23 protein-coding genes are annotated in these 25,900 nt (G+C 69.2%); 13 read left to right on the top strand and 10 right to left on the bottom strand.

The window, feature by feature from the left end; translation table 11 throughout:
• Positions 1-892, top strand: an 892-nt coding sequence (locus tag ACYQ8K_RS09065; RefSeq protein WP_459968177.1) for an RluA family pseudouridine synthase, incomplete at its 5' end; no start/stop codon positions are given.
• A 1-nt stretch (position 893) separates the two neighbouring features.
• Here ACYQ8K_RS09065 and ACYQ8K_RS09070 read toward each other — a convergent pair.
• Together ACYQ8K_RS09070 and ACYQ8K_RS09075 are read right to left on the bottom strand one after the other, a co-directional pair.
• Positions 894-1,652: a class I SAM-dependent methyltransferase gene (locus tag ACYQ8K_RS09070; protein ID WP_459968179.1), complete on the bottom strand. Its 759-nt coding sequence runs from the start codon at positions 1,650-1,652 to the stop codon at positions 894-896.
• A 138-nt stretch (positions 1,653-1,790) separates the two neighbouring features.
• On the bottom strand, positions 1,791-2,201 hold the full coding sequence (locus ACYQ8K_RS09075) for a group I truncated hemoglobin (RefSeq protein WP_459968181.1): 411 nt from the start codon (positions 2,199-2,201) through the stop codon (positions 1,791-1,793).
• Between the two features lie 284 nt (positions 2,202-2,485).
• On the opposite strand from ACYQ8K_RS09075, the gene ACYQ8K_RS09080 reads away from it, so the two are divergent.
• The 4 genes from ACYQ8K_RS09080 to dnaE all read left to right on the top strand — a co-directional run bounded on the left by ACYQ8K_RS09080 (position 2,486) and on the right by dnaE (position 8,536).
• Complete coding sequence (locus ACYQ8K_RS09080; RefSeq protein WP_459968183.1) at positions 2,486-3,526, top strand: SDR family NAD(P)-dependent oxidoreductase; 1,041 nt, start codon at positions 2,486-2,488, stop codon at positions 3,524-3,526.
• Between the two features lie 4 nt (positions 3,527-3,530).
• Positions 3,531-4,334: an SDR family NAD(P)-dependent oxidoreductase gene (locus ACYQ8K_RS09085; protein ID WP_459968184.1), complete on the top strand. Its 804-nt coding sequence runs from the start codon at positions 3,531-3,533 to the stop codon at positions 4,332-4,334.
• A 169-nt stretch (positions 4,335-4,503) separates the two neighbouring features.
• On the top strand, positions 4,504-4,935 hold the full coding sequence (locus ACYQ8K_RS09090; protein ID WP_459968186.1) for a type II toxin-antitoxin system Rv0910 family toxin: 432 nt from the start codon (positions 4,504-4,506) through the stop codon (positions 4,933-4,935).
• A 67-nt stretch (positions 4,936-5,002) separates the two neighbouring features.
• Positions 5,003-8,536: a DNA polymerase III subunit alpha gene (gene dnaE / locus ACYQ8K_RS09095; RefSeq protein ID WP_459968187.1), complete on the top strand. Its 3,534-nt coding sequence runs from the start codon at positions 5,003-5,005 to the stop codon at positions 8,534-8,536.
• Here the strand turns inward: dnaE and ACYQ8K_RS09100 are convergent.
• Positions 8,533-9,474 carry an MBL fold metallo-hydrolase gene (locus ACYQ8K_RS09100; protein WP_459968189.1) on the bottom strand — a complete coding sequence of 314 codons (942 nt, stop codon included), beginning with the start codon at positions 9,472-9,474 and terminating at the stop codon, positions 8,533-8,535. The two genes, dnaE and ACYQ8K_RS09100, sit on opposite strands and share 4 nt — an antisense overlap.
• Positions 9,471-9,911: a PPOX class F420-dependent oxidoreductase gene (locus tag ACYQ8K_RS09105; protein WP_459968191.1), complete on the bottom strand. Its 441-nt coding sequence runs from the start codon at positions 9,909-9,911 to the stop codon at positions 9,471-9,473. Before ACYQ8K_RS09105 ends, ACYQ8K_RS09100 begins: the two co-directional genes overlap by 4 nt.
• A gap of 61 nt (positions 9,912-9,972) precedes the next feature.
• Here ACYQ8K_RS09105 and ACYQ8K_RS09110 point away from each other — a divergent pair, with 61 nt between their 5' ends.
• The 4 genes from ACYQ8K_RS09110 (at position 9,973) to ACYQ8K_RS09125 (ending at position 15,161) form a co-directional block, all read left to right on the top strand.
• A complete protein-coding gene (locus ACYQ8K_RS09110) occupies positions 9,973-10,374 on the top strand; it encodes a helix-turn-helix domain-containing protein (RefSeq protein ID WP_459968344.1) in 402 nt (133 codons plus the stop codon).
• 156 nt (positions 10,375-10,530) lie between these two features.
• Complete coding sequence (fadD11, locus tag ACYQ8K_RS09115; protein WP_459968193.1) at positions 10,531-12,357, top strand: fatty acid--CoA ligase FadD11; 1,827 nt, start codon at positions 10,531-10,533, stop codon at positions 12,355-12,357.
• Positions 12,354-14,258, top strand: a complete 1,905-nt coding sequence (locus ACYQ8K_RS09120) for a lysophospholipid acyltransferase (RefSeq protein WP_459968195.1) — start codon at positions 12,354-12,356, stop codon at positions 14,256-14,258. Before fadD11 ends, ACYQ8K_RS09120 begins: the two co-directional genes overlap by 4 nt.
• A gap of 117 nt (positions 14,259-14,375) precedes the next feature.
• On the top strand, positions 14,376-15,161 hold the full coding sequence (locus ACYQ8K_RS09125; RefSeq protein WP_459968197.1) for a DUF6065 family protein: 786 nt from the start codon (positions 14,376-14,378) through the stop codon (positions 15,159-15,161).
• Between the two features lie 7 nt (positions 15,162-15,168).
• On the opposite strand, the gene ACYQ8K_RS09130 is transcribed toward ACYQ8K_RS09125, so the two are convergent.
• On the bottom strand, positions 15,169-16,635 hold the full coding sequence (locus tag ACYQ8K_RS09130; RefSeq protein WP_459968199.1) for an FAD-dependent oxidoreductase: 1,467 nt from the start codon (positions 16,633-16,635) through the stop codon (positions 15,169-15,171).
• Complete coding sequence (locus ACYQ8K_RS09135) at positions 16,632-17,039, bottom strand: hypothetical protein (RefSeq protein ID WP_459968201.1); 408 nt, start codon at positions 17,037-17,039, stop codon at positions 16,632-16,634. The genes ACYQ8K_RS09130 and ACYQ8K_RS09135 overlap by 4 nt, the downstream gene beginning before the upstream one ends.
• A gap of 96 nt (positions 17,040-17,135) precedes the next feature.
• Here ACYQ8K_RS09135 and ACYQ8K_RS09140 point away from each other — a divergent pair, with 96 nt between their 5' ends.
• Genes ACYQ8K_RS09140 through ilvA form a run of 3 tightly spaced genes read left to right on the top strand, consistent with a single transcriptional unit; the run spans position 17,136 to position 19,499 of the window.
• Complete coding sequence (locus ACYQ8K_RS09140; RefSeq protein ID WP_459968203.1) at positions 17,136-17,693, top strand: TetR/AcrR family transcriptional regulator; 558 nt, start codon at positions 17,136-17,138, stop codon at positions 17,691-17,693.
• Positions 17,694-17,739: 46 nt separating this feature from the next.
• A complete protein-coding gene (locus ACYQ8K_RS09145; RefSeq protein WP_459968205.1) occupies positions 17,740-18,177 on the top strand; it encodes a nitroreductase family deazaflavin-dependent oxidoreductase in 438 nt (145 codons plus the stop codon).
• 38 nt (positions 18,178-18,215) lie between these two features.
• Positions 18,216-19,499 (top strand): threonine ammonia-lyase, encoded by a 1,284-nt coding sequence (gene ilvA, locus ACYQ8K_RS09150; RefSeq protein ID WP_459968206.1) that lies wholly within the window; start codon positions 18,216-18,218, stop codon positions 19,497-19,499.
• A gap of 90 nt (positions 19,500-19,589) precedes the next feature.
• Here the strand turns inward: ilvA and ACYQ8K_RS09155 are convergent, their stop codons facing one another.
• The gene (locus tag ACYQ8K_RS09155) at positions 19,590-20,261 is read right to left on the bottom strand and encodes a pyridoxamine 5'-phosphate oxidase family protein (protein WP_459968208.1); all 672 of its coding nucleotides are present in this window, start codon (positions 20,259-20,261) and stop codon (positions 19,590-19,592) included.
• 40 nt (positions 20,262-20,301) lie between these two features.
• On the opposite strand from ACYQ8K_RS09155, the gene ACYQ8K_RS09160 reads away from it, so the two are divergent.
• Positions 20,302-21,630: an aminotransferase class I/II-fold pyridoxal phosphate-dependent enzyme gene (locus tag ACYQ8K_RS09160; protein ID WP_459968210.1), complete on the top strand. Its 1,329-nt coding sequence runs from the start codon at positions 20,302-20,304 to the stop codon at positions 21,628-21,630.
• A 7-nt stretch (positions 21,631-21,637) separates the two neighbouring features.
• On the opposite strand, the gene ACYQ8K_RS09165 is transcribed toward ACYQ8K_RS09160, so the two are convergent.
• Genes ACYQ8K_RS09165 through treY form a run of 3 tightly spaced genes read right to left on the bottom strand, consistent with a single transcriptional unit; the run spans position 21,638 to position 25,900 of the window.
• Positions 21,638-21,820, bottom strand: coding sequence for a hypothetical protein (locus ACYQ8K_RS09165; RefSeq protein ID WP_459968211.1), 183 nt, complete (start codon positions 21,818-21,820; stop codon positions 21,638-21,640).
• 56 nt (positions 21,821-21,876) lie between these two features.
• On the bottom strand, positions 21,877-23,607 hold the full coding sequence (gene treZ / locus ACYQ8K_RS09170) for a malto-oligosyltrehalose trehalohydrolase (RefSeq protein ID WP_459968213.1): 1,731 nt from the start codon (positions 23,605-23,607) through the stop codon (positions 21,877-21,879).
• A complete protein-coding gene (treY, locus tag ACYQ8K_RS09175) occupies positions 23,600-25,900 on the bottom strand; it encodes a malto-oligosyltrehalose synthase (RefSeq protein ID WP_459968215.1) in 2,301 nt (766 codons plus the stop codon). Before treY ends, treZ begins: the two co-directional genes overlap by 8 nt.

The following is a 25,900-nucleotide window of genomic DNA, read 5'->3' on the forward strand; positions in this document are numbered from 1 at the left end:
GGCGGGCATGCGTGTCGACGCCGGGCTGGCCCGCCTGCTGGGCCTGTCGCGCAGCGCGGCGGCGGCGCTCGCCGAGGACGGCGGCGTCGAACTCGACGGCGTCCGGGCCGGCAAGTCCGACCGGCTGACCGGCGGCGCCTGGCTGCAGGTGCGGCTGCCCGAGGCGCCCGCGCCGCTGCAGAATACGCCGGTCGACATCGAGGGCATGACGATCCTGTACTCGGACGACGACATCGTCGCGGTCGACAAGCCGGCGGCGGTGGCGGCGCACGCGTCGGTCGGCTGGAGCGGGCCCACGGTGCTCGGCGGCCTGGCCGCCGCCGGCTACCGGATCACCACCTCGGGGGTGCCCGAGCGGCAGGGCATCGTGCACCGCCTCGACGTCGGCACGTCCGGGGTGATGGTGGTGGCGCTGTCCGAGCGCGCCTACACCGTGCTCAAGCGGGCGTTCAAACAGCGCACCGTCGACAAGCGCTATCACGCGCTGGTGCAAGGACATCCGGACCCGTCCAGCGGGACCATCGACGCACCGATCGGGCGTCACCGCGGCGGCGAGTGGAAGTTCGCGGTCACCAAGGACGGCCGGCACAGCCTCACCCACTACGACACCGTGGAGGCCTTCGTGGCCGCCAGCCTGCTCGACGTGCACCTGGAAACCGGCCGGACCCACCAGATCCGGGTGCATTTCTCCGCGCTGCACCATCCGTGCTGCGGTGATCTCGTCTACGGCGCCGACCCCAAGCTCGCGAAAAAGCTTGGGCTGGAACGTCAATGGCTGCACGCCCGCTCGCTGTCCTTCGCCCATCCGGCCGACGGCAGGCGGATCGAGATCGTCAGCCCCTACCCGCCCGACCTGCAACACGCGCTGGACGTGCTGCGCGACGAGGGCTGACTCAGGCGGGCTTGCGGGCCTCGACGAGCACCCGCGTCGGGTAAGTCACGAACGGCCCTTGGGCCTCGATGCGCTCGTGCAGTTCGGCCAGCCGCTCGCGGTAGCGCTGCACGCTGAAGTCGGGCACCGTCCAGATCACCTTGCGCAGGAAGTACACGACGGCTCCGACGTCGAAGAATTCGGCGCGCATCCGCTCCATCCGCATATCGACGATCTCGAGCCCGGCGGCCTCGGCCCGTGCGCGCACGGTGTCCGGATGGAACTCGGCCCATTTCTCGGGCTGCGGCCCGATGAAGTACTCGACCAGTTCGCTCATGGTGGCCGGGCCGATGTGCTGCGCGAAGTAGGTGCCACCCGGCCGGAGCACCCGAACGATCTCGCTCCACCAGACCGAGATCGGGTGACGCGTGGTCACCAGGTCGAACGCGTCGTCGGCGAATGGCAGCGGCGGCTCGTCACGGGTCGCGACGACCACCACGCCGAGCGCGTGCAGGCGCTGGGTGGCCAGCGCCGCGTTCGGCGGCCACGTCTCGATGGCCGCCATGGTCGGCGGGAACGGTGCCGCGCCGGACAACACCTCCCCGCCGCCGGTGTGAATGTCCAGCGCGGCCGACACCGTCGCCAACCGGGCCCGCAGCAGCCGCTGATACCCCCACGACGGGCGTGTCTCGGTGGCCCGGCCGTCCAGCCACGAAAAATCCCAGCCCTCAACCGGGGCGGCGTCCGCCTCGGCGATCAGGTCGTCAAATGTGCGCCGCATGTCAGGCATGCTAGGCGGCGAACCCGGCCCGCGACATGCCGAGATTGCCACCGTGGTCGTGCTTGGAGCCGCAATCGCAGCCCGCACGGCAATCTCGGCGCGCGACCCGCCTTTCGGCGCGCGGCCCGCCTCAAACCGTCAGATTCTGACCTTGCCGGCGTCGCCCGTAGCGATCTCGGGGGCCAGCGGCGCTATCGCGCCGAGGATCTCGCTGACCGTCTCCGACGGCACCCCGGCGGCGGCCAGCGCATCGGCCAAATGCCCCGCCACCAAACCGAAGTGGTGCATCGTGATCCCGCGGCCCTGGTGCACCTGCTTCATCGGGGCGCCGGTGTAGGGCTCCGGGCCGCCCAGGGCGGCGGCGAAGAACTCCACCTGTTTGCCCTTGAGGCGGTTCATGTTCGTGCCGGTGAAGAAGCCGGACAGTTCCTCGTCGGCGAGCACGCGAACGTAGAAGTCCTCGACCACGACTTCGATCGCCTCGTGCCCACCGATCCGGTCGTAGATGGATGCCGGTGCGGACCTGCGGAAGCGCGCCAGAATTCTCATAAGCACGATTGGAACATTGCGGCGTTGCTCGTCAGTTAGTGCGCGATCACACCCGGATTGCCCTGTGTAACAAGCGGATTGCCCACAGCTGGCGACCGTTGCCGGCGAACCGTGAGAACGCGCGTCGCGTTACATGACCGCAATCTGCGTCGGGGTGAGCCACTGATGTCCTAGGTTGGCTTAATGATGCACGTCACATCACTCGCGCAGCCCCGCAAGGCGGTCGTGGTCAACGGGCAGGCCAGGTGCGGCCGGGGGGCTCACATCATCAGGAGCGAAGGCCGATGAATCTTGGTGACTTAACGAACTTGGTGGAGAACTCGATCGGGAACCTGGTGGAAAAGCCACTGGCCGCGGTGTCCCACATTGTCAACACCCCGAACTCGGCCGGGCGGTACCGGCCGTTCTATCTGAGGAATCTGCTGGACGCCGTGCAGGGCCGCACGCTCGAGGAGGCCGTCGAGGGCAGGATTGCACTGATCACCGGGGGATCCTCGGGCATCGGCGAGGCCGCCGCGAAAAAGATCGCCGAGGCCGGCGGCACGGTGGCGCTGGTGGCGCGCACCCGGGAGAACCTGGAGAAGGTCGCCGACGAGATCCGCGGCGACGGCGGGACCGCCCACGTCTACCCGTGCGACCTGTCCGACATGGACGCCATCGCCGCGATGGCCGATCAGGTGCTCGACGATCTCGGCGGCGTCGACATCCTGATCAACAACGCGGGGCGCTCGATTCGGCGCTCGCTCGAGCTGTCCTACGACCGGATCCACGACTATCAGCGCACGATGCAGCTGAACTATCTCGGCGCGGTCCAGCTGATCCTCAAGTTCATCCCCGGGATGCGGGAGCGCGGATACGGGCACGTGCTCAACGTCTCCTCGGTCGGCGTGCAGACCCGCGCGCCGCGCTTCGGCGCCTACATCGCCAGCAAGGCCGCGCTGGACAGCCTGTGCGACGCGCTGCAGGCCGAGACGGTGAACGACGACGTGCGGTTCACCACGGTGCACATGGCGCTGGTGCGCACGCCGATGATCAGCCCGACCACGCTCTACGACAAGTTCCCGGCGCTGACGCCCGATCAGGCGGCCGGGGTGATCACCGACGCGATCGTGCACCGGCCGCGGCGGGCCAGCTCGCCCTTCGGGCAGTTCGCCGCCGTCGCCGACGCGGTCAACCCGGCGGTGATGGACCGGGTGCGCAACCGGGCGTTCGCCATGTTCGGCGATTCCGACGCGGCCAAGGGTGATGAATCATCAACCGATACAACGAAATTCGATAAACGCAGTGAGAACTTCGTACGCGCGACCCGAGGGATACATTGGTGACACGATGAGCCTGCCAAAACCTGACATTCAGACCACCGTTGTCATCACCGGCGCCTCGTCCGGTATCGGCGCCGAGCTGGCCCGCGGGTTGGCCCGCCGCGGATTCCCGCTGCTGCTGGTCGCGCGGCGCCGCGAGCGCCTCGACGAGTTGGCCAACGAGGTGGGCCAGGAGTACTCGGTGGGCGTCGAGGTGCTGCCGCTGGACCTCAGCGACGGCAAGTCCCGCGCCAAGCTGGCGAGCCGGCTGCGCAGCGAGCCGATCGCCGGCCTGTGCAACAGTGCCGGTTTCGGCACCAGCGGGGTATTCCACGAGCTGCCGGTGGAACGCGAGAGCGAAGAGGTCACCCTCAACGCGCTGGCGTTGATGGAACTCACCCATGCGACGCTGCCCGGCATGGTCGAGCGCGGCGCCGGCGCGGTGATGAACATCGCCTCGATCGCCGGGTTCCAGCCCGTTCCGTACATGGCGGTGTACTCGGCCACCAAGGCCTTCGTACAGACGTTCTCCGAAGCGGTGCACGAGGAGCTGCACGGCACGGGCGTGTCGGTCACCTGCCTGTGCCCGGGGCCGGTGCCGACCGAGTGGGCCGAGATCGCCAACGCCGAGCGGTTCAGCATTCCCATCGCGCAGGTGTCGCCCCGCGACGTGGCCGAGGCGGCCATCGGCGGCATGCTGGCCGGCCGGCGCACGGTCGTGCCCGGCGTGGTGCCCAAGGTGGTCAGCACCGGAGGCCGGTTCGCGCCGCGCAGCCTGCTGTTACCGGGCATCCGGATCGGCAACCGATTCCGCGGCGGGCCCAAGAACTGAGGTTGCCGAGCGTCGGCTCGGCCAGTGTGCATCCGGGGCTGCGCTGTGCGGCGACGGCTTTGATTGTGCGGCTACGGCGGGCTTGGCTCGGCGTGTCGTCGCCGTGAGCACACACGCAAAGCCCTGAACGCACACTCAAGGCGAGCGAGCGTCGGGCTAGGCTCAGGCGGTGGCTGCTGTGGACCTGACCGCCGACGTCCCGATGACCCCGCAGGACATGTGGGATCACGTCTCCGACCTGTCGGACCTGGGCGACTGGCTGGTCATGCACGAGGGATGGCGCGGCGAGCTGCCCGACGAGATCGCCGAGGGCACCCAGATCGTCGGCGTGGCGCGGGCCAAGGGCCTGCGCAACCGGGTGACGTGGACGGTCACCACGTGGGACCCGCCGCACGAGATGGCGATGTCGGGGTCCGGCAAGGGTGGGGCCAAGTACGCCGTGACGCTCACCGTGCGGCCCGCCGGCGAGGGATCGACGCTGGGGCTGCGTTTGGAACTGGGCGGACGGCCGCTGTTCGGCCCGGTGGGTTCGGCGGCGGCGCGCGCCGTCAAAGGCGACGTCCAGAAGTCGCTGAAGAACTTCGTCGAGCTCTACGGATAAACCCGTCAAGACACACGCCGCGACACGCCCAACTGGTGTCGGCCCGCGGTCATAGACTGGCGTCCCTATGAACCACTCGTCCTTCGTGCACCTGCATAACCACACCGAGTATTCGATGTTGGACGGTGCCGCGAAGATCGCGCCGATGCTGGCCGAGGTGGACCGGCTGCAAATGCCCGCGGTCGGGATGACCGACCACGGAAACATGTTCGGCGCCAGCGAGTTCTACAACGCGGCGACCAAGGCCGGGATCAAGCCGATCATCGGCGTCGAGGCTTATATCGCCCCGGCCTCGCGCTTCGACACCCGGCGGATCCTGTGGGGTGACCCGGGGCAGAAGTCCGACGACGTGTCGGGCAGCGGCTCCTACACGCACATGACCATGGTGGCCGAGAACGCCACCGGCCTGCGCAACCTGTTCAAGCTCTCCTCGCTGGCGTCGTTCGAGGGCCAGCTCGGCAAGTGGTCGCGGATGGACGCCGAGATCATCGCCGAACACGCCGAGGGCATCATCGCCACCACCGGCTGCCCGTCGGGGGAGGTGCAGACCCGCCTGCGGCTGGGGCACGAGCGCGAGGCGCTGGAGTCGGCCGCCAAGTGGCGCGAGATCTTCGGCGCCGACAACTACTTCCTGGAGCTGATGGACCACGGGCTGTCCATCGAGACCCGGGTCCGCGAAGGGCTGCTGGAGATCGGCCGCAAGCTGGGCATCCCGCCGCTGGCCACCAACGACTGCCACTACGTCACCCGCGACGCCGCCCACAACCACGAGGCGCTGCTGTGCGTGCAGACCGGCAAGACCCTGTCGGACCCCAACCGGTTCAAGTTCGACGGCGACGGCTACTACCTGAAGTCCGCCGCCGACATGCGCCAGATCTGGGACGCCGAGGTTCCCGGCGCCTGCGACTCCACCCTGCTGATCGCCGAGCGGGTGCAGTCCTACGACGAGGTGTGGGCGCCGCGCGACCGGATGCCGATCTTCCCGGTGCCCGAGGGACACGACCAGGCGAGCTGGCTGCACCACGAGGTGCTGGCCGGGCTGCAGCGCCGTTTCCCGTCCGGCGTCGGGCAGGACTACATCGACCGGGCCGAGTACGAGATCAAGGTCATCTGCGACAAGGGTTTTCCCTCCTACTTCCTGATCGTCGCCGACCTGATCAACTATGCGCGGTCGGTCGACATCCGGGTGGGTCCGGGACGTGGCTCGGCGGCGGGCTCGCTGGTGGCATACGCGCTGGGCATCACCAACATCGACCCGATCCCGCACGGTCTGCTGTTCGAGCGCTTCCTCAACCCGGAACGTCCGTCGGCGCCCGACATCGATATCGACTTCGACGACCGTCGTCGCGGCGAGATGGTGCGCTACGCCGCCGAGAAGTGGGGCTCCGACCGGGTCGCCCAGGTGATCACCTTCGGCACCATTAAAACCAAAGCGGCGCTGAAGGATTCGGCGCGCATCCACTACGGCCAGCCCGGGTTCGCGATCGCCGACCGGATCACCAAGGCGCTGCCGCCGCCGATCATGGCCAAGGACATCCCGCTGTCGGGCATCACCGACCCGGGCCATGAGCGCTACAAGGAGGCCGCCGAGGTCCGCGGCCTGATCGAAACCGACCCGGACGTGCGCACCATCTACCAGACCGCGCGCGGCCTGGAGGGCCTGATCCGCAACGCGGGCGTGCACGCGTGCGCGGTGATCATGAGCAGCGAGCCGCTGACCGAGGCCATCCCGCTGTGGAAGCGACCCCAAGACGGCGCCATCATCACCGGCTGGGACTACCCGTCGTGTGAGGCCATCGGCCTGCTGAAGATGGACTTCCTGGGCCTGCGGAACCTGACGATCATCGGCGACGCCCTGGAAAACATCAAGAGCAACAGGGGAATTGACCTCGACCTGGAATCGGTGCCGCTGGACGACAAGCCCACCTACGAGCTGCTCGGCCGCGGCGACACCCTGGGCGTGTTCCAGCTCGACGGCGGCCCGATGCGAGACCTGTTGCGCCGCATGCAGCCCACCGAGTTCAACGACATCGTCGCGGTGCTGGCGCTGTACCGCCCGGGCCCGATGGGCATGAACGCCCACAACGACTACGCCGACCGCAAGAACGGTCGTCAGGCGGTCAAGCCGATCCACCCGGAGCTCGAGGAGCCGCTGCGCGAGATACTGGCCGAGACGCACGGCCTGATCGTCTACCAAGAGCAGATCATGTTCATCGCCCAGAAGGTCGCCTCCTACACGATGGGCAAAGCCGACGCGCTGCGTAAGGCGATGGGTAAAAAGAAGCTCGAGGTGCTCGAGGCCGAGTACAAGGGCTTCTACGAAGGCATGACCGCCAACGGCTTCTCCGAAAAAGCGGTGAAAGCGTTGTGGGACACCATTCTTCCGTTCGCGGGGTACGCGTTCAACAAGTCGCACGCGGCCGGATACGGCCTGGTCTCCTACTGGACGGCCTACCTGAAGGCCAACTACCCGGCCGAGTACATGGCAGGCCTGCTGACCTCGGTCGGCGACGACAAGGACAAGGCCGCGGTCTACCTGGCCGACTGCCGCAAGCTCGGCATCACGGTGCTGCCGCCGGACGTCAACGAGTCCCTGGTGAACTTCGCCTCGGTGGGCCAAGACATCCGCTTCGGGCTGGGCGCGGTGCGCAACGTCGGCGCCAACGTGGTCGGCTCGCTGATCGGCACCCGCAACGGCAAGGGCAAGTTCACCGACTTCTCGGACTACCTCAACAAGATCGACGTCGCGGCCTGCAACAAGAAGGTCACCGAATCGCTGATCAAGGCGGGCGCCTTCGACTCGCTGGGCCATGCCCGCAAGGGCCTGTTCCTGGTGCACACCGACGCGGTCGACTCGGTGCTGGGCACCAAGAAGGCCGAGGCAATGGGCCAGTTCGACCTGTTCGGCGGCGATGACGGTTGCACCGAATCGGTGTTCAACATCAAGGTGCCCGACGACGAGTGGGAGGACAAGCACAAGCTCGCCCTGGAGCGAGAAATGCTGGGCCTCTACGTGTCCGGGCATCCGCTCAACCAGGTGGCGCACCTGCTGACCGCCCAGGTCGACACCCAGATCCCGGCCATCCTCGACGGCGATGTGCCCAACGACACCCAGGTGCGGGTGGGCGGCATCCTCGCCTCGGTCAACCGGCGGGTCAACAAGAACGGAATGCCTTGGGCCTCCGCCCAATTGGAAGACCTTACCGGTGGCATCGAGGTGATGTTCTTCCCGCAGGCCTACTCGGTGTACGGGGCCGACATCGCCGACGACGTCGTGGTGCTGATCAAGGCCAAGGTGTCGCTGCGCGACGACCGGGTCGCGCTGATCGCCAACGAGCTTGTGGTGCCCGACTTCTCCAACGCGCAGCCGAATCGTCCGCTAGCGGTCAGCCTGCCGACGCGGCAGTGCACTATCGATAAGGTCACCGCGCTCAAGCAGGTGCTGGCCCGTCACCCCGGGACGGCGCAGGTGCACCTGCGCCTGATCAGCGGTGACCGGATCACCACGCTGGAACTGGATGCCTCCCTGCGGGTTACGCCGTCGCCGGCGCTGATGGGGGATCTCAAGGCGTTGCTCGGCCCCGGCTGCCTGGGCGGCTAGGCGCTCAGTCCCAGCACGGCCTGGTGGTCGTGGGTCGGGACGATCGTGACCGAGTGCCGCGCCAGGTGCAGGCGGTGCAGGGTCTTGAAGGTCTGCTCGCGGTCCTCGTCCACCAAATTGCCTGGGTAGCTTGACTTTTGGCGGACCATCTCGATCTGCAAATAATGCCACGCGGCGTCGCCGGCGATGAGGATCCAGCCCCGCGCGGTATGGGCGAGCACCCCGACGCTGCCCGGGGTGTGGCCGGCCAGGTCCACCAGCAGCACGGACTGGTCCCCGAAGAGGTCGTGGCTTCGGGTGAAGGTGAGCACCGGCGGCCCGTCCAGCTCGTACTGGACAACGACCCGGTCGCGCAACGAATCCCGCACGCCGCCGACGGGCGCGACGGGCCCGGCGCCGATCCAGCCGTGTTCGGTGCGGTGCAGGTGCACGGGCAACCCGGGCAGGTCCAGTAGCCCCGAGACGTGGTCCCAGTGCGCGTGGGTGGGCAGCGCGAAATCCAGGCGCGGCGCGTCGGGCAACCGGTTCAGTGCGGTGCGGGTGGGGATCGTGCCGGCCGGCGGACGGACCGCCACCCGCAGCACCGCGGGCAGCTGGGCGATCGCTCGCCGCTCGACGTCGACGCACACGGCGGGGTCGACGATGAAGGTGGCCTGCGGGTGACCGACGACGAACGACGTCAGCGAGTTCTCGATGCGGGCCGGAGTGAAGGCGCCCTCGACGATGGCCGCGGTCGGCACCGAGCGGGGCACCTGGGGCAGCGCGGTCACCGTCACCGTGCGGCCGGGCGTCGGCAGCCCGGCGTCGGCGACGCTGCGGATGAACCGCTCGTCGGGCCGCCGCGGGCGCACCATGCCGAGCGCCAGTCCCGCTGCGGCGCTGCAACATTGGCGGATGCCGGGGGAGCGGACCGGGGCGGCCACCGGCGCGTGCGTCATGGCAGTTCCACCCGCACGATCACGCTGTCCGGCCACACCCCGCGGTCGCGGGCGCGCCGCAGCTTCTCTCGGGCGGACAGGTCTTGGTGCACGTTGGTCACGCCGGGAACCTTGATCAGCGGCACGATGTTCCATTGCCAGCCGTAGCGCCGGTGCAGCACGCGGTTGGCACGTTCCGCGTCGGCGCCGCAGAGCACCGTGGCGCGCCCGGCTACCGTCGCCGCGTCCGGACGCGGGCGGCCCCGGTAGTCGCAGGCCGCGAGTTCGACCTCGCGGCGCGCGGCCAGCCGCCGGGTCTTCGGGCCCACCTTGGTGCGGAACAGCAAGCCGCCGTCGTCGAAGGCGAACCAGATCGGGGTGTCGACGGGGCTGCCGTCGCGGCGAAACGAGCGCAACAGGGCGTAACGAGATTCGCTGAGTTCTCGGGGGATGGTCATGACCACAGTCAAGGACTTAGGGTTGACTCGAAGTCAAGCATTGAATTCCCGGGAGGCCGCGATGGCGCCGAGCCTGACGATCGGGGAGGTGGCGCGCCAGGCCGGGGTGGCCGCGACGGCGTTGCGCTACTACGAGCAGATCGGCCTGGTGCCGCAGCCGGCGCGGCTGGGCGGACAGCGCCGCTACGACGCCTCGATTCTGGCCCGCCTCGAGGTGATCGCGCTGTGCAAGGCCGCCGGGTTCTCGCTGGACGAGATCCAGCTGCTGTTCGCCGACGACGCCCCCGGGCGGCCGGCCAGCCGGGCGCTGGCCGAGGCCAAACTCGCCGAAATCGACGCCCAGATGGACTCGCTGGCCCGCGCCCGCGCCGTCATCGAGTGGGGGATGCGCTGCACCTGCCCCTCAATTGACGCCTGCACCTGCGGCATTCACCCACCCCACGCCGGCACGGAGCCCACATGACCGAGCAGCACCCCATCGCCGTGCGGAACTTCTCGCACGGTGCAGCTCTGGCGCCCCGAGGCGTGAACCGGTGAAGTCACGCGATCTGTTCCCCGCCCCGGTGCTCGGACGTAGGCTCACGGGGGCAGTGCTGGTGCGGCGCCGAGGAGGACGGGAATGACGACAGCCCAGGATCCGGCCACCTTGTGCGAGGCATTTCAGCGCAACGCGGCGATCGACCCCGACGCCGTCGTGCTGCGCACACCCGGCGCAACCCAGACGATGACGTGGCGCGAGTGCGCGGAACAGGTACGCAAGGTCGCCGCCGGTCTTTCCGGGCTGGGGGTACGGCGCGGCGACGCCGTCTCGCTGATGATGGCCAACCGGATCGAGTTCTATCCGCTCGAAATCGGTGCGCAACACCTTGGGGCGACATCGTTTTCGGTGTACAACACGCTGCCCGCCGAGCAGCTGACCTACCTGTTCGGCAACGCGGGCACCAAGGTCGCGATCTGCGAGGAGCAGTACGTGGACCGGATCCGCGCCAGCGGGGTGCCGATCGAGCACATCGTCTGCATCGACGGCGCACCGCCGGGCACCCTGTCGGTCGAGCAGCTGTACGCGGCGGCCGAAGACGGCTTCGACTTCGAATCGACCTGGCGCGCGGTACAACCCGACGACATCGCCACGCTCGTCTACACCTCGGGAACCACCGGAAACCCCAAGGGTGTGGAGATGACCCATGCCAACCTGCTGTTCGAGTCCCAGGCCCTCAACAGCGTGCTCCCTTCGAGATTCGGTGACCGGGTCACCTCGTATCTGCCGACGGCGCACATGGCCGACCGCGTGATGGGCCTCTATGCCCTGGAGGTGTTCGGCGCGCAGGTCACCGTCGTCGACGATCCGCGCGCCATCGCCGCCGCACTGCCCGACGTGCGGCCCACGGTGTGGGCCGCGGTGCCGCGGGTCTGGGAAAAGCTCAAGGCGGGAATCGAATTCACCGTCGCCAACGAAGCCGACGAGGCCAAGCGCCAGGCGTTGCAGTGGGCGATGGCGGTGGCCGCCAAGCGCGCCGACGCGCTGGTGACCGGCGGCGGGATGCCGGACGAGCTGGCCGCCGAATGGGCGCAGGCCGACGAGCTGGTGCTGTCAAGGCTGCGCGAGCGGCTCGGCTTCGGCGAACTGCGCTGGGCGGTCTCGGGCGCGGCGCCGATCCCCAAGGAGACGTTGGCCTTCTTCGCCGGCATCGGGATTCCGATCGCCGAGGTGTGGGGCATGTCGGAGCTGAGTTGCGTTGCGGCCGTGAGTCATCCGCGTGAGGCCCGGCTGGGATCGGTCGGCCGACTACTGCCCGGACTCGAGGGCCGGATCGCCGACGACGGCGAGTTCTTGGTGCGCGGTCCGCTGGTGATGCGAGGCTACCGCAAGGAGCCGGCGAAGACCGCCGAGGCGATCGACGCGGACGGCTGGCTGCACACCGGCGACATCCTGGAGGCGGATGCCGAAGGCTACCTGCGCGTGGTGGACCGCAAGAAGGAGCTGATCATCAATGCGGCCGGAAAGAACATGTCCCCGGCCAACATTGAGAATGCCATCCTGGCCTCCTGTCCCATGGTCGGGGTGATGATCACCATCGGCGACGGACGGCCGTACAACACCGCACTGCTGGTCTTCGACGCCGACTCGGTCGGCCCGTATGCGGCCCAGCACGGCCTGCCCGACGCCTCGCCCGCCGCGCTGGCGGCCGACCCCGAGGTCGTCGCGCAGATCGCGGCCGGGGTGGCCGCGGGCAACGACAAACTCTCCCGGGTGGAACAGATCAAACGGTTCCGCATCCTGCCCACGTTGTGGGAACCCGGCGGCGACGAGATCACGCTGACGATGAAGCTCAAACGTAAGCCGATCATGGCGAAGTACGCCGACGAGATCGAGCAGCTCTATGCGCCCGAACCGGTTCCGGAGGTCCACGAGCCCGCCGAAGTCGCCACGGTGCAGCCGGCATGATTGGGGAAACCGCGGGCGCGGCCCGGGAGATCGGCCGGCTCGGACTGCGAAAGGTGTTGCAGCGCAGCGGTCTTGTCGCGGAATCGACGTCACCGCTCTCGACGGACCCGGCCGAGGTCGCCGATTTGCTGGCTGCGCCATGGTATGACCAGCGGCTGGGCGAGCTGGCCGATGACCTGGGCCGCGACCTGGACAGCGTGCGCGCCGAGGCCGCCTGTTACCTGCGCGAGATGGCGCCCTCACTCGACGAGCGGGCGGTAAGGGCCTGGCGAAGCTTCAGTTGCTGGCTGATGCGCGCCTATGACGTGCTGACCGACGAGGATCAGATCGCCCAGCTGCGCAAGCTGGACCGCAAAGTCACGCTGGCGTTCGCGTTTTCGCATCGCTCCTATCTGGATGGGCTGCTGCTGCCCGAGGTGATCCAGGCCAACCGGTTATCGCCCGCACTCACCTTCGGCGGCGCCAACCTGAACTTCTTCCCGATGGGCGCCTGGGCCAAGCGCACCGGAACCATCTTCATTCGGCGCCAGACGAAGGACATTCCCGTCTACCGCTTCGTGTTACGCGCGTACGCCGCGCAGCTGGTGCAAAACCACGCCAACCTGACCTGGTCCATCGAGGGCGGCCGGACCAGGACGGGCAAACTGCGGCCCCCGGTGTTCGGGATTCTGCGGTACATCAGCGACGCCGTCGACGAAATCGACGGCCCCGAGGTGTATCTGGTGCCGACGTCGATCGTGTACGACCAGCTGCACGAGGTGGAGGCCATGACCACCGAGGCCTACGGCGCGACGAAGCGGCCCGAAGACTTCCACTTCCTGATCCGGCTGGCGCGACAGCAGGGTGAGCGGCTCGGCCGCGCCTACCTCGACTTCGGCGAACCACTGCCGCTGCGCAAGCGCCTCGAGGAGCTACGCGCCCTGCAAAAAACGTCAGAGTCCGGCGCCAGCACCGAGATCGAACGCATCGCGCTGGACGTCGAGCACCGGATCAACCGCGCCACGCCCGTCACCCCCACCGCGGTGGTGAGCCTCGCTCTGCTGGGCGCCGACCGTTCGCTGTCCATCAGCGAGGTGCTGGCCACCGTGCGCCCGCTGGCGAGCTACATCGCGGCGCGCAACTGGAAGGTGGCCGGGGCGGCCGACCTGACGAACCGTTCGACCATCCGCTGGACCCTGCACCAGTTGGTCGCCTCGGGGGTCGTCAGCGTGTACGACGCCGGCACCGAACCGGTCTGGGGCATCGGTGCGGAGCAGCACCTGGTTGCCGCGTTCTACCGCAACGCCGCCATTCACATCGTGGTCGACCGTGCGATCGCCGAGACGGCATTGCTCGCCGCCACAGAGGACGCCGAGGGTTCGGTCGACGGGCTGGTGCAACCGACCGCAGTGCGCGACGAGGCGCTGCGCCTGCGCGAGTTGCTCAAATTCGAGTTCTTATTCTCCGCACGCGCGCAATTCGAGAAGGAACTCGCCGACGAGGTGCGCCTGATCGGGCGGGTGGATGACACCAGCAAGGCGGCGAGCGCAGGCGACGTGCGTGGTCTGCTGGAAAAGGCCGACGTTCTGCTGGCGCACTTGGTGCTGCGTCCGTTCCTCGACGCCTACCACATCGTCGCCGACCGGCTCGCCGACTACGACGACGAATCGTTCGACGAGAACGAATTTCTCGCCGAGTGCCTCGAGGTGGGCAAGCAATGGGAGTTGCAGCGCCGGATCGCCAGCGCCGAGTCGCGGTCGATGGAGCTGTTCAAGACCGCGCTGCGGCTGGCGCGGCATCGCGAACTGGTCGACGGCTTCGGGGACCCGGAGATCGCCCGCCGGCGGCGTGAGTTCGCCGACGAGATCGCCACAGCCATCGCGCGGGTGAATACCATTGCGGAGCTGGCCAGGACGCGCTGAGCGCCCGCTCGCCGCGGGCGGCCTGGTTCACGGACCGTTAACGTTTGGTCGCGATAGTGCGTTGGCGACGTCGGTGATGGTCGGCGGTGTTCGATAGGGCCGGTGAAGCGAGGATTGATGAGTGAGAAGTCCGGTGGGCAGTCCCGCCCGCTGATCGGGTACGTCACCCACGAGATCGCGCCCCCGATCGGCCCCGCGCCGATCGGCCGGGAGTGGATGTCGGAGATACGGCAAGGGTGGCCGCACCGGTGTCTGCCGATGCTGATCGCCAACCAGAGCGGCTGGGAGGTGCGCAACCGCAGCGCGTTCACCGCGACGTGGATGGGCGGCAACGACCGCGCCAACCTGATGATCGCCCCCGACACCCGCGAAAGCGGCCAGTTCCTGCCGTCGAGCCACTTCGGCTACGGCATCTTGACCTGGCACCTGCCGATCCTGTTTCGCACCCCGCCGGGCTACAACCTCCTGGCCCGCGGGCCGGCCAACTATCCGAAGGACGCCATCTCCCCACTGGAGGGGATCGTCGAAACCGATTGGTCCAGCTCGAGTTTCAGCATGAACTGGAAGTTCACCCGCGAGTTCATGCCGGTGCGGTTCGAAGTCGGCGAGCCGATCTGCATGATCGTGCCGCAACGCCGTGCCGAGTTGGAGGAGTTCGCCCCCGAACTTCGGCCCATCGAATCCGACGAGGAATTGCACCGCAAGCACGAGCACTTCCTCGGTTCCCGCGGCGCACTGGGCCGCGAACAGGAAGCCGCGGGCGGCGCCGGGAACGAGAAGGTGCCGTGGCAAGGCGATTACACGCGGGGCCGGCACAGCGACGGCGAGCCCGGCGCCGAAGACCACCAGACCCGCCGTCACCTCCGGTCGTTCGTTCAGTACCAACCCGAGAACGCGGACTAGAACGAAATCACCTGGCGTGCAAGGTAGTTGCCGCGGTCGCCATGTTCCTGATCCGGGCCGGCGCCTGCGCCGACGCGCCGGCCCACGCGATGTAGCCGTCGGGACGCACCAGCACGGCCGGCCCGCGGTCGGCGCGCTCGGCCTGCGGCATCCCGGGTGTGTCGACCGGGGCGGTGCCGTATTCGCGAATGAAGACGAAGCCGCCGCCGCGCTGCAGGTGCGTCAACCTTTCGTCGACCAGGGGGATGGCGGCGGCACGGGTACCCACCAGCCCGCGCCGGCCGTACCGCAACGTCGTGCCCGCGAAACTGCCGACCACGAAGTCCTGCACCGCAGGTATCCGAAGCAGGTTGGGAGCCAACAGATTACGCAGCCAGATCGCCGGCCGCCGGTGCAGCGTCGCGCCCCGGGCGATCATCCCCGACTGCAACAGCACCCGCTTGCCGATCGGGTGGCGTTCATCCTGGTAGGTGTCCAGCAGGGCGTCGTCGGCGCCGCCGAGCACCGCGTCGAGCTTCCAGGCCAGGTTCGCGGCATCCTGGATACCGGTGTTCATGCCCTGGCCGCCCATCGGTGAGTGCACGTGCGCGGCGTCGCCGGCCAGGAACACCCGGCCGTGCCGGTACCGCGCGACTTGCCTTTCGTCGCAATGGAATCGCGACTTCCAGCCGATCTCGATCACGCCGAAGTCGGTTTGCATGGCGCGGGCCAGGACGTCGATGATCTCGGCGTCGTCGACGGGCGCGCTGTCCGGCAGCTGGTGGTCGCGGTCCCAGACCAGGGCCCGGTACCACGAGCCGTCCTCGTCGTGGCGGTTGTACGGGGCCAAGAAACCCAGTACGTCGCCAGTGGTGCCTACCACCAGCCCGCCGCGCGACGGGCCGTGCGCCAGCTTGACGTCGGCCAGCATCAGCGAGGTCAGCACCGTCTCGCCGGGGAAGTCGACGCCCAGCAGCGTGCGGACCGAGCTGTGCGCACCGTCGGCGCCGATCGCGTACCGCGCCCGCCACGTCTGGCGGTGGGCGGGATCGCCGTCGCCCTTGGGGCGGGCGGTGACGGTGACGCCCGCGGCGTCCTGCTCGAGCGCGACCACCTCGACGCCGCGCCGGATGTCGGCCCCCTCGGCCACGGCGTAGCGGCGCAGTGCCGCATCGACGTTGGTCTGGGGGGTGACCAGGACGAACGGGTAGGCCGAGTCGAGGCGGGTCAGGTCGAGGCGGGCCTTGGCGAACAGGGTCACGTCCGGGCCGCGCTGCCCGACCGCGAGCAGCTCGTCGTCCGCGTCGCGCGCGTCGAGGACCTCCAGCGTCCGGGGCATGACGGCGAACGCCCGACTGGTCGGGTTTTCGGCGGGCCAGCGCTCCAGCACCGTGACCGCCCGTCCGGCGCGGGCCAGGTCACCCGCGGCGGTCAGGCCGGTCGGGCCGGCCCCCACCACCAGGACGTCGATATCGCGAACAGTGGTTGTACTCATCGGACCGCTCCTTCCGGTTGCGGGAACCAGCGACGGATGTCGCCGGGGGTGGATTGCGCTGCCTGGTTGAAGACGAAGCGGCAGCCGGGCTGGGTGATGTGCGCGGTGTTGACGATCGACTCGAACAGCAGCGTGTTGCCGGCGACCAGGCGAATCCCGGCGCCGATGAGCACGGCGTCGTAGCGCTTGGCGCGCAGCCACTCGCCGGCCTTCTCGGCGCCGGCGGCGCCGAAGTCGATCAGGCAGTTGTCGACCTGGTAGCCGGCGGCGCGCAGGCCCGCGACGTTGTCGTCGTTCGCGGCCCGCAGCACCCCCCTCGACAGGCCCGCGAACTGCGCGAACTCCGGTGACGAGTAATCGATCACGTCGGGATCGAGCCCGATCTGGATGACGGTCACGGTCATGTCGGAGCCTCCTCGACCAACGGATTCAACAACTGTTGAAGTCAACGTAAGCCCAGTTCCTAGCCATGTCAACGGTTGTTGAACTAGAATTTCGGCATGCCCGGCAAAACCCGCGACGGCAAAGTCACCCGCGCGACGATCCTCAGCGCGGCGCGGACCCTGTTCTCCACCCACGGCTTCGAGCGCACCACCATCCGTTCGATCGCGGCCGAGGCCGGCGTCGACCCCGCGCTCGTCATGCACTACTTCGGCAACAAGGCCGACCTGTTCGCCGCGGTATCGCGGCTCGAAATCACCTTCCCGGACCTCACCGGCATCGCCCCCGACCGCATCGCCGACGTCCTGGTGCCGTTCCTCATTCGGGTGTGGGATCCGGCCGGGTCGTTTCTGCCGCTGCTGCGCGCGGCCGCCACCAACCGGACCGCCGCCGACGCCCTCCTGGAAGTGTTCGTCGAGAAGGTGGCGCCGGCCCTGGCCACGGTCACCCCCGACCGCGCCGCCGAGCGGACCGCGATGGTGGGATCGCAGGTTCTGGGAATCGCCATGGCGCGCAACGTCGTTGGGGTGCCCGCACTGGCCGCGATGGATGACGCGACGCTGACCGAATGGCTGCGCCCGGTGCTCGCCCACTACCTCACCGGGGCGGCGCCGTGAGCGCTAGCCGCGACGGGACCGCGAAACGCGCGCCTAGAGTTGAGCCATGCCGCTAGAAGGGGAGTACTTGCCGAGCCCATGGGATTGGTCTCGCGAGCAAGCTGACAAATACGCCGAGTCGGGGGGAGCCGAGGCCGCCGACATGAAGGGCAAGCCGATCATCCTGCTGACCACGGTCGGCGCCAAGACCGGCAAACTGCGCAAGACGCCGCTAATGCGGGTCGAACACGACGGCCAGTACGCGGTCGTCGCCTCACTGGGCGGGGCGCCGAAGAACCCGGTCTGGTACCACAACATCAAGAAGAACCCCCGCGTCGAGCTGCAGGACGGCTCGGTGACCCGCGATTACGACGCCCGCGAGGTCTTCGACGACGAGAAGGCCACCTGGTGGGAGCGTGCCGTCGAGGCGTGGCCGGACTACGCCGAGTATCAAACCAAGACCGACCGCCAGATCCCGGTGTTCGTGCTGACCCCGGTCGACTGAATTCCGGAGTTGGTCGGCTGTCGTGGCACCATTAATCAGTGTCCGCCGAATTGAGCCATCACCCGAGCGTCTCGCCGTTATCCGCGGCTGACATCGACAGCGCGGCCAAGCGGATCGCCGCGGTGGTCACGCCGACCCCGCTCCAGTTCAGCGACCGGTTGTCGGCGCTCACCGGCGCGCAGGTCTACCTCAAGCGCGAGGACCTGCAGATCGTGCGCTCCTACAAGCTGCGCGGCGCCTACAACCTGCTGGTCCAGCTGTCCGAGGCGGAGCTGGCCGCGGGCGTGGTGTGCTCCTCGGCGGGCAACCACGCGCAGGGTTTCGCCTACGCGTGCCGGATGTTGCAGGTGCACGGCCGCGTCTATGTGCCGGCCAAGACGCCCATGCAGAAGCGCGACCGGATCCGCTACCACGGCGGCGACTTCATCGACCTGATCGTGGGCGGCAACACCTACGACCTCGCCGCCGAGGCGGCGCTGGCCGACGTGCAAAGCACCGGCGCCACCCTGGTGCCGCCCTATGACGACCTGCGCACCATGGCGGGCCAGGGCACCATCGGCGTCGAACTGCTCGATCAGCTGGACGACGAGCCGGACCTGGTGGTCGTCCCGGTGGGCGGCGGCGGCTGCATCGCCGGCATCACCACCTACCTCGCCGAGCGCACCGACAACACCTCGGTGCTGGGCGTCGAGCCGGCCGGTGCCGCGGCGATGATGGCCGCGCTGTCCGCCGGCGAGCCGGTGACGCTGGACCACGTCGACCAGTTCGTCGATGGCGCCGCGGTGCGCCGGGCGGGCGACCTGACCTACGCCGCGCTGGCGGCCGCCGGCGACATGGTGTCGATCACCGCGGTCGACGAGGGTGCGGTGTGCACCGCGATGCTCGGCCTCTACCAGAACGAGGGCATCATCGCCGAGCCCGCGGGCGCGCTGTCCGTCACCGGTTTGTTGGACGCCGACATCGAGCCCGGATCCACTGTGGTGTGCCTGATTTCGGGCGGCAACAACGACGTGTCGCGTTACGGCGAAGTGCTCGAGCGCTCGCTGGTCCATCTCGGCCTCAAGCATTACTTCCTGGTCGACTTTCCGCAGGAGCCCGGCGCGCTGCGCCGCTTCCTCGACACGGTGCTCGGGCCGGACGACGACATCACTTTGTTCGAGTACGTCAAGCGCAACAACCGGGAGACCGGTGAGGCGCTGGTCGGCATCCAGCTGGGATCCTCGGCTGATCTGGATGGTCTGCTGGCCCGGATGCGTGCGACCGAGTTGCACGTCGAGTCCCTGAAACCGGGCTCGCCGGCCTACCGGTACCTGCTGCTCTAGACGCCGGGCCGCGGAACCGGGTCCATGGCCTGGGCCGGCACCGTGATGCTCGTCGGATCATGGTGGGACAACACCCGACGGGCGCGCGGCTCAGCGTCGGTACTCCCGTAAGTACGTCGGCACAGTGGTGCCGGGCGTCAGGTCGTCGGCCGGCACCGGCGTTCCGGCCGTCAGGCTCAGCGGCACCACGCCCGCCCAGTGCGGCAGCGGAAGGTCCTGCGGATCGTCGGCCGGGGGACCGCTGCGCACCTTCGCCGACACCTCGACGAGGTCGAGCGCGAGCACGCCGGTCGCGGCGAGCTCGCGGCCATCGGGCGCCCTGCAGTCGACGGCGCGCCCCGCCGCGATGTGGTCGAGCAGGCAGCTCAGCGCCCGCGACTTCTCCGCGGGGTCGTCGACGACGCGCGCGTCACCCACCACGACCGCCGAGCGGAAGTTCACCGAGTGGTGCATCGCCGACCGGGCCAGCACCAGCCCGTCGACCAGGGTGACGGTGACGCAGACCGGTAGGCCCGACCCCGAGGTCTGGGCCGCCCTGGCCGCCAGCAACGGGCCGCCGCCCGTCGAACCGTGCAGGTAGAGCGTTTCGTCTAGCCGGGCGTGCGTCGTGGGTAAGACCACCGTCCGGCCGGCGCTCGAGTAGCCCAGATGGCAGATCAGTGCCTCATCGAGGATGTCGTGAATGGCGCGGCGGTCGTAGCAAGCGCGCTCCCGGTAGCGGGTCGGGGTGGTGCGTGCCGTCGGCTGGTATGCGGTGTCCACAAGATTGCCCTCTAGTTTGTGCTAGTACATAATAGATTGCGTGCCAGTACAAAACAGCATAACCGGATCCGGCGCGGAATCCATAGCCGCCAGCATCGAGGCGGCGATCTCGGCCGGCACCCTGGGGCCCGGCGACGCGCTCCCGCCGGTGCGCGAGCTCGCCGCCCAGCTCGGCGTCAACCCGAACACCGCCGCCGCGGCCTACCGCCTGCTGCGCCATCGCGGGGCCGTCGAGACCGCCGGCCGGCGCGGCACCCGCGTGCGCGATCGGCCGGCGACCACCCCGCGCTCGCTGCTCGGCCTCGACGTACCCGCGGGCGTGCGCGACCTGTCGACCGGCAACCCGCACCCGGACCTGTTGCCCATCGCGGGCGTCTCGCGGGTCGGCTCCGGCGCCGGCCATCCCGTGCTCTATGGCGAGCCGGCCCTCTCGCCGGCGCTCGAGGAATTCGCCCGCCGCGCGCTGGCCGCGGACGGGATCCCCGCCGATCAGCTGGCCGTGACCAGCGGCGCGCTGGACGGCATCGAGCGCGCGCTCACCGCGCATCTGCGCCCGGGCGATCGCGTCGCCGTCGAGGATCCGGGCTGGGCCAACCTCCTCGATCTCCTTGCCGCACTAGGGCTTTCGGCCGAGCCGGTGCGGGTCGACGACGACGGCCCGCTGGCCGACGACCTGGCCCGGGCGCTGGGCAGCGGGGCACGGGCCCTGGTGCTCACCAGTCGAGCCCAAAACCCTACGGGCGCCGCACTTTCGGCGGATCGCGCCGAGTCGCTGCGCCCGCTGTTGGCGCGGCGGGCCGAGGATCTGTTGCTGGTCGAAGACGACCACTGCGCGGGCATTTCCGGGGCGCCGCTGCACACCCTGGCCGACTGCACCGCGCACTGGGCGTTCGTCCGCTCGGTATCCAAGGCGTACGGCCCCGACCTGCGGGTAGCCGTCCTTGCCGGGGACCACCGCACCGTCGAGCGGGTCCGTGGCCGGTTGCGGCTCGGGCCGGGCTGGGTGAGCCACGTCCTGCAGCGGCTCGCCGTCGGCCTGTGGTCCGACCGCGCGGCCGGGGAACTGGTCGCCGCGGCCGAGCGGCAGTACGCCGACCGTCGCCAACGGCTCTGCGACGCCCTGACCGAACGGGGTCTAGCGGCTCACGGCCGCTCGGGGCTCAACGTGTGGGTGCCGGTTCCCGACGAGGCGGTCGCGGTATCCCGGCTGCTCGGCGCGGGCTGGGCGGCGGCACCGGGCAGCCGGTTCCGGATGAACACGCCGGCCGGCATCCGCATCACGATCTCCGACGTGACTCCCGAGGAGATCGATCCGCTCGCCGACGCGGTCGTTCGGGCGGTGCGTCCGGCCGGGCGGGCCATCGTGTAGCCGCGACTCACGCGCCCTCGTCGTCGTCGCCGGGGCCGGGCCCGGGGCCGCTCCACAACAGCTCGACGCTGGGATACGGCGGCACGTCGTGACGCACGGTGCGCAGGCCCGGCGCCGGCCTCGTGGCGCGGCGGCCCGGCTTGCACAAGCAGATCCGTCGCAGTGGGTGACCGAATTCAGATTGACTCATGGCGGCATCATCGGGGGTGAGCCCGCCGCGCCGCCACTCAGTTATCCACAGCCCACTCAGGTCGACAGGATGGCGAACGAATGGCCTTGTAGCACAGTGCCGTCGGCATCGGCGGTGGGCTCGTCCCAGGCCAGCACCACCTCGCCGCTGACCGGGACCCGCACCGGCTCGGCGCCCAGGTTGCACACGATGCGCAATCGGCCCCGGCAGACGCTGATCCAGCGCGCGTCCTCGTCGTAGTCGACCGCGAGGTGTTGCAGCCAGGGATCGGCCATGTCGGGGTGGTTACGCCGCAACGCGATCAGGTCGCGATACAGCCCGAGCAGCCGGGCGTGCTTGCCGGTGTCGACCTCGGCCCAGGCCAGTTTTGAGCGCGCGAACGTCTGGGCATCCTGCGGGTCGGGGATCTCGTCGGCGTCCCAGCCGTGTTCGGCGAACTCGGCCTTGCGTCCTTCGGCCGTGGCCCGCGCCAGCTCCGGTTCGGGGTGCGAGCTGAAGAACTGGAAGGGGGTCGAGGCCCCGTATTCCTCACCCATGAAAAGCATGGTGGTGTAGGGAGATCCGAGCACCAGCGCAGCCTTGATGGCCAGCTGGCCGCCGGTCAGGTTCTGCGACGGTCGATCTCCCAGGGCGCGATTGCCGACCTGATCGTGCGTGCAGGTGTAGGCGACCAGCCGGGTGGCCGGGATGCCGGACTCCTCGCTGGTGTCCAGCGGCCGCCCATGGCGGCGGTGCCGGAACGACGAATAGGTGGCGGCGTGAAAGAAGCCGTGCCGCAACGTCTGCGCCAGGGTGGCCAGGCTGCCGAAGTCGCCGTAGTAGCCCTGGCGCTCGCCTGACACCGCGGTGTGGATGGCATGGTGAATGTCGTCGGCCCACTGCCCGGTCAGGCCGTAGCCGCCCCGATCGCGCGGGGTGATCAGCCGCGGATCGTTCAGGTCGCTCTCGGCGATCAGCGACAGCGGGCGCCCCAATTGCTGCGCCAGCCAGTCCGTTTCGGTGGCGAGCTCCTCGAGGATGTGGATCGCGGTGGTGTCCACCAGCGCGTGCACCGCGTCCAACCGCAGGCCGTCGGCGTGAAAGTCGCGCATCCAGCGCAACGCGCACCCGATGATGTAGCGGCGCACCTCGTCGGAATCGGCATCGGCGATGTTGATGCCCTCGCCCCATGGATTGCTCGCCGACGACAGGTAGGGCCCGTATCGCGGCAGGTAGTTGCCCGACGGGCCGAGGTGGTTGAAGACCGCGTCGATCAGCACCCCCAAACCCTTGGCGTGGCAGGCGTCGACAAAGCGCACCAGCCCGTCGGGGCCGCCGTAGGGTTCGTGCACGCTGTACCACAGCACACCGTCGTAGCCCCAGCCATGGGTGCCGGCAAAGGAATTCACCGGCATCAGCTCGACGAAGTCGACGCCGAGGTCGACCAGGTAGTCCAGCTTGTCGATGGCGGCGTCGAACGTGCCGGCCTCGGTGAACGTGCCCAGGTGCAGCTCGTAGATCACCGCACCCTCGACCGCGCGGCCGGCCCATCCGGTGTCGGTCCACGTCGCGGCGGCCGGATCCCACAACTGCGAGCGGGCGTGCACGCCGTCGGGCTGGCGGGCCGACCGCGGGTCGGGCAGCACGGTGGGGTCGTCGTCGAGCAGGTAGCCGTAGCGGGCATCCGGCGCGGTGTCCAGCGTCGCATGCCACCAACCGTCGTCCGAGCGCGTCATGGCGTGCACCCGGCCCTCGACGTCGAGCCGAACCCGCGCGGGTTTGGGTGCCCAGACCCGGAATTCAGTCATGATGACGCTCCAGCAGGGCCACCGGCAGATCGGCGAACAACTGCGCGGCCGAGGTGGGGCCATCGGCGATCACCCCGGTGAGCGCGTCCTTCCAGGTTCCGTCCGGGAGCGGCAAAACCGTGTTGCCCCAACCTGTTTCGCTCAGCCGCACCGTCCATCGGGTCACCGCCACCACGATGTCCTCACCCCGGCGGAAGGCCAGCACGTGATCGGCGGCGTCGCCGTCGGCCACCACCGGGACGTAGTCGCCGTGCAGGAAGGCGTCCGGATTGTTACGGCGCACGCGAAGTGCGGTGGTGACGACCCGGATTTTCGGATGCTCCAACGCCTGCAGGGCGGCGCGTCGGGCGTCGTAGTCGACGGCCCGGCGGTTGTCCGGGTCGACCAGGCTGTCGTCCCACAGCTCGGTGCCCTGATACACGTCCGGGACCCCGGGCACGGTCAGCGCCAGCAGCTTCTGGACCAGCGCGTCACTGGCGGCATGCGGATTGAGTTGGGCGACAAGCTCCGTCAGCTGGCCGGCCACCGGGCCGTCGAGCACGGTGTCCAGCCACCGGTGCACCGCGCCCTCGAACTCAGTGTCCGGATCGTTCCACGAGGTGTGCCAGGACGCTTCCCGGATGGCCTTCTCGGCGTAGGCGTGCAGCCGATCGCGCAGCGCGTCGGTGACCTCGCCGTTGACGGGCCACACGCCGAAGATGTTCTGCCACAGGAACTGTCCGGTCGCCGGATCGGGGGAGGGCGCGGCGATCTCCCAGCGCGCGAGGAACTCGGTCCACAGCGACGGCACCTGGGACAGCACCGAGATGCGGGCGCGCACGTCCTCGCCGCGCTTGGTGTCATGGGTGGTGAGCGTCGTCATGGTCTGCGGCCACAACCGGGCCCGGGCGGCGGCGCTGTGATGGAATTCGGCCGCGCCGACACCGAAGCGGTGCGGCTCGCCGCCCACCTCGTTCAGCGAAACCAGCCGGGCGTCCCGGTAGAACAAGCAGTCCTCGACGGCCTTGGCGGTGACGGCGCCGCACAGCTGCTGCAGCCGGGTGGCCGGCTCGCCGCCGCGGGCCAGCGCCGCGGCCAGCACCTGCAGGGCGGGCCCCAACTCCGGTGCGGCCGCCTGGGTTTCGGCCAGCGCGGTGGGCAGCAGCGCGACCAGCCCGGGGTAGTCGCAGCGGTACACCCCGATGTGGGTGAGCAGCGCGGCCACCGCCTCGGGCAACCGCGGGTGGTCGGCGCCGGCGGTGGACACGATGCTGCGGCGCAGTCGGCGCAGCTCACTGGCCAACGTGTCGGTGGCCGCGCGGATCTTGAGGTCCACCAACATGTCCGGCATCGCCTGGTAGTCCACGCCGGCCGACTCCACCAGCGCGGTCAGCGCCGGGGCCCCGTTGGGATCGATCAGGACGCCGCCGGTTTCGCGCAACACGTCGTAACCGGTGGTACCGCCGATGGGCAGGGTGGGCTCGAGCGCCTCGTCGACGGCCAAAATCTTCTCGATCACGATCCAGGCGTCCGGGCCGGTCAGCTCACGCAGCCAGGCCAAATAGCCACACGGGTCGGACAGCCCGTCGGGGTGGTCGATGCGGATGCCGTCGACCAGCCCCTCGGCGAACCACCGCCCGACTTCGGCGTGCGTGGCGTCGAAGACCGCGCGGTCTTCCTGACGCAGCCCCGCGAGCGAGGTGATCGAGAAGAAGCGGCGGTAGCCGCAGACGCCGTTGCGCCAGCCCACCAGCCGGTAGTGCTGGCGGTCGTGCACCTCGGGGCCGCTGCCCTCCGCAGTGCCCGGTGCGATCGGGAACGCCAGATCGCCCAGGCGCAACTGGTCCCCCTCGACGGACAGGCCGGCGGCGTCGTCGTCGGAGCCCAGCACCGGCAACACGATGCGGCCGTCGTCATCGAGGTCCCAGTCGATGTCGAAATACGTTGCGTAGGGCGAAGAACGGCCGTTCCGCAGGACGTCCCACCACCAGGCGTTCTGCTGAGGCGAGTCGATGCCCACATGGTTGGGCACGATGTCCACGATCAGGCCCATGCCGCGCGCCCGCGCGGCCGCCGACAGTCGCGCCAGGCCCTCGCGGCCGCCGATCTCCGGCGACACCGTCGTGGGGTCGGTGACGTCGTAGCCGTGGCTCGACCCCTCGGTCGCGGTCATGATCGGGGACAAGTACAGGTGCGACACCCCGAGGTCGTTCAGGTAGTCGAGCAGGTTCTCCGCGTCGGCAAAGGTGAACCCGAACCCGCTGGACTCACCTCGCAGTTGCAGCCGGTAGGTGGAGATGACGGGTAAAGCCAT

The sequence above is a fragment of the Mycobacterium sp. MUNTM1 genome (genome assembly GCF_054660795.1).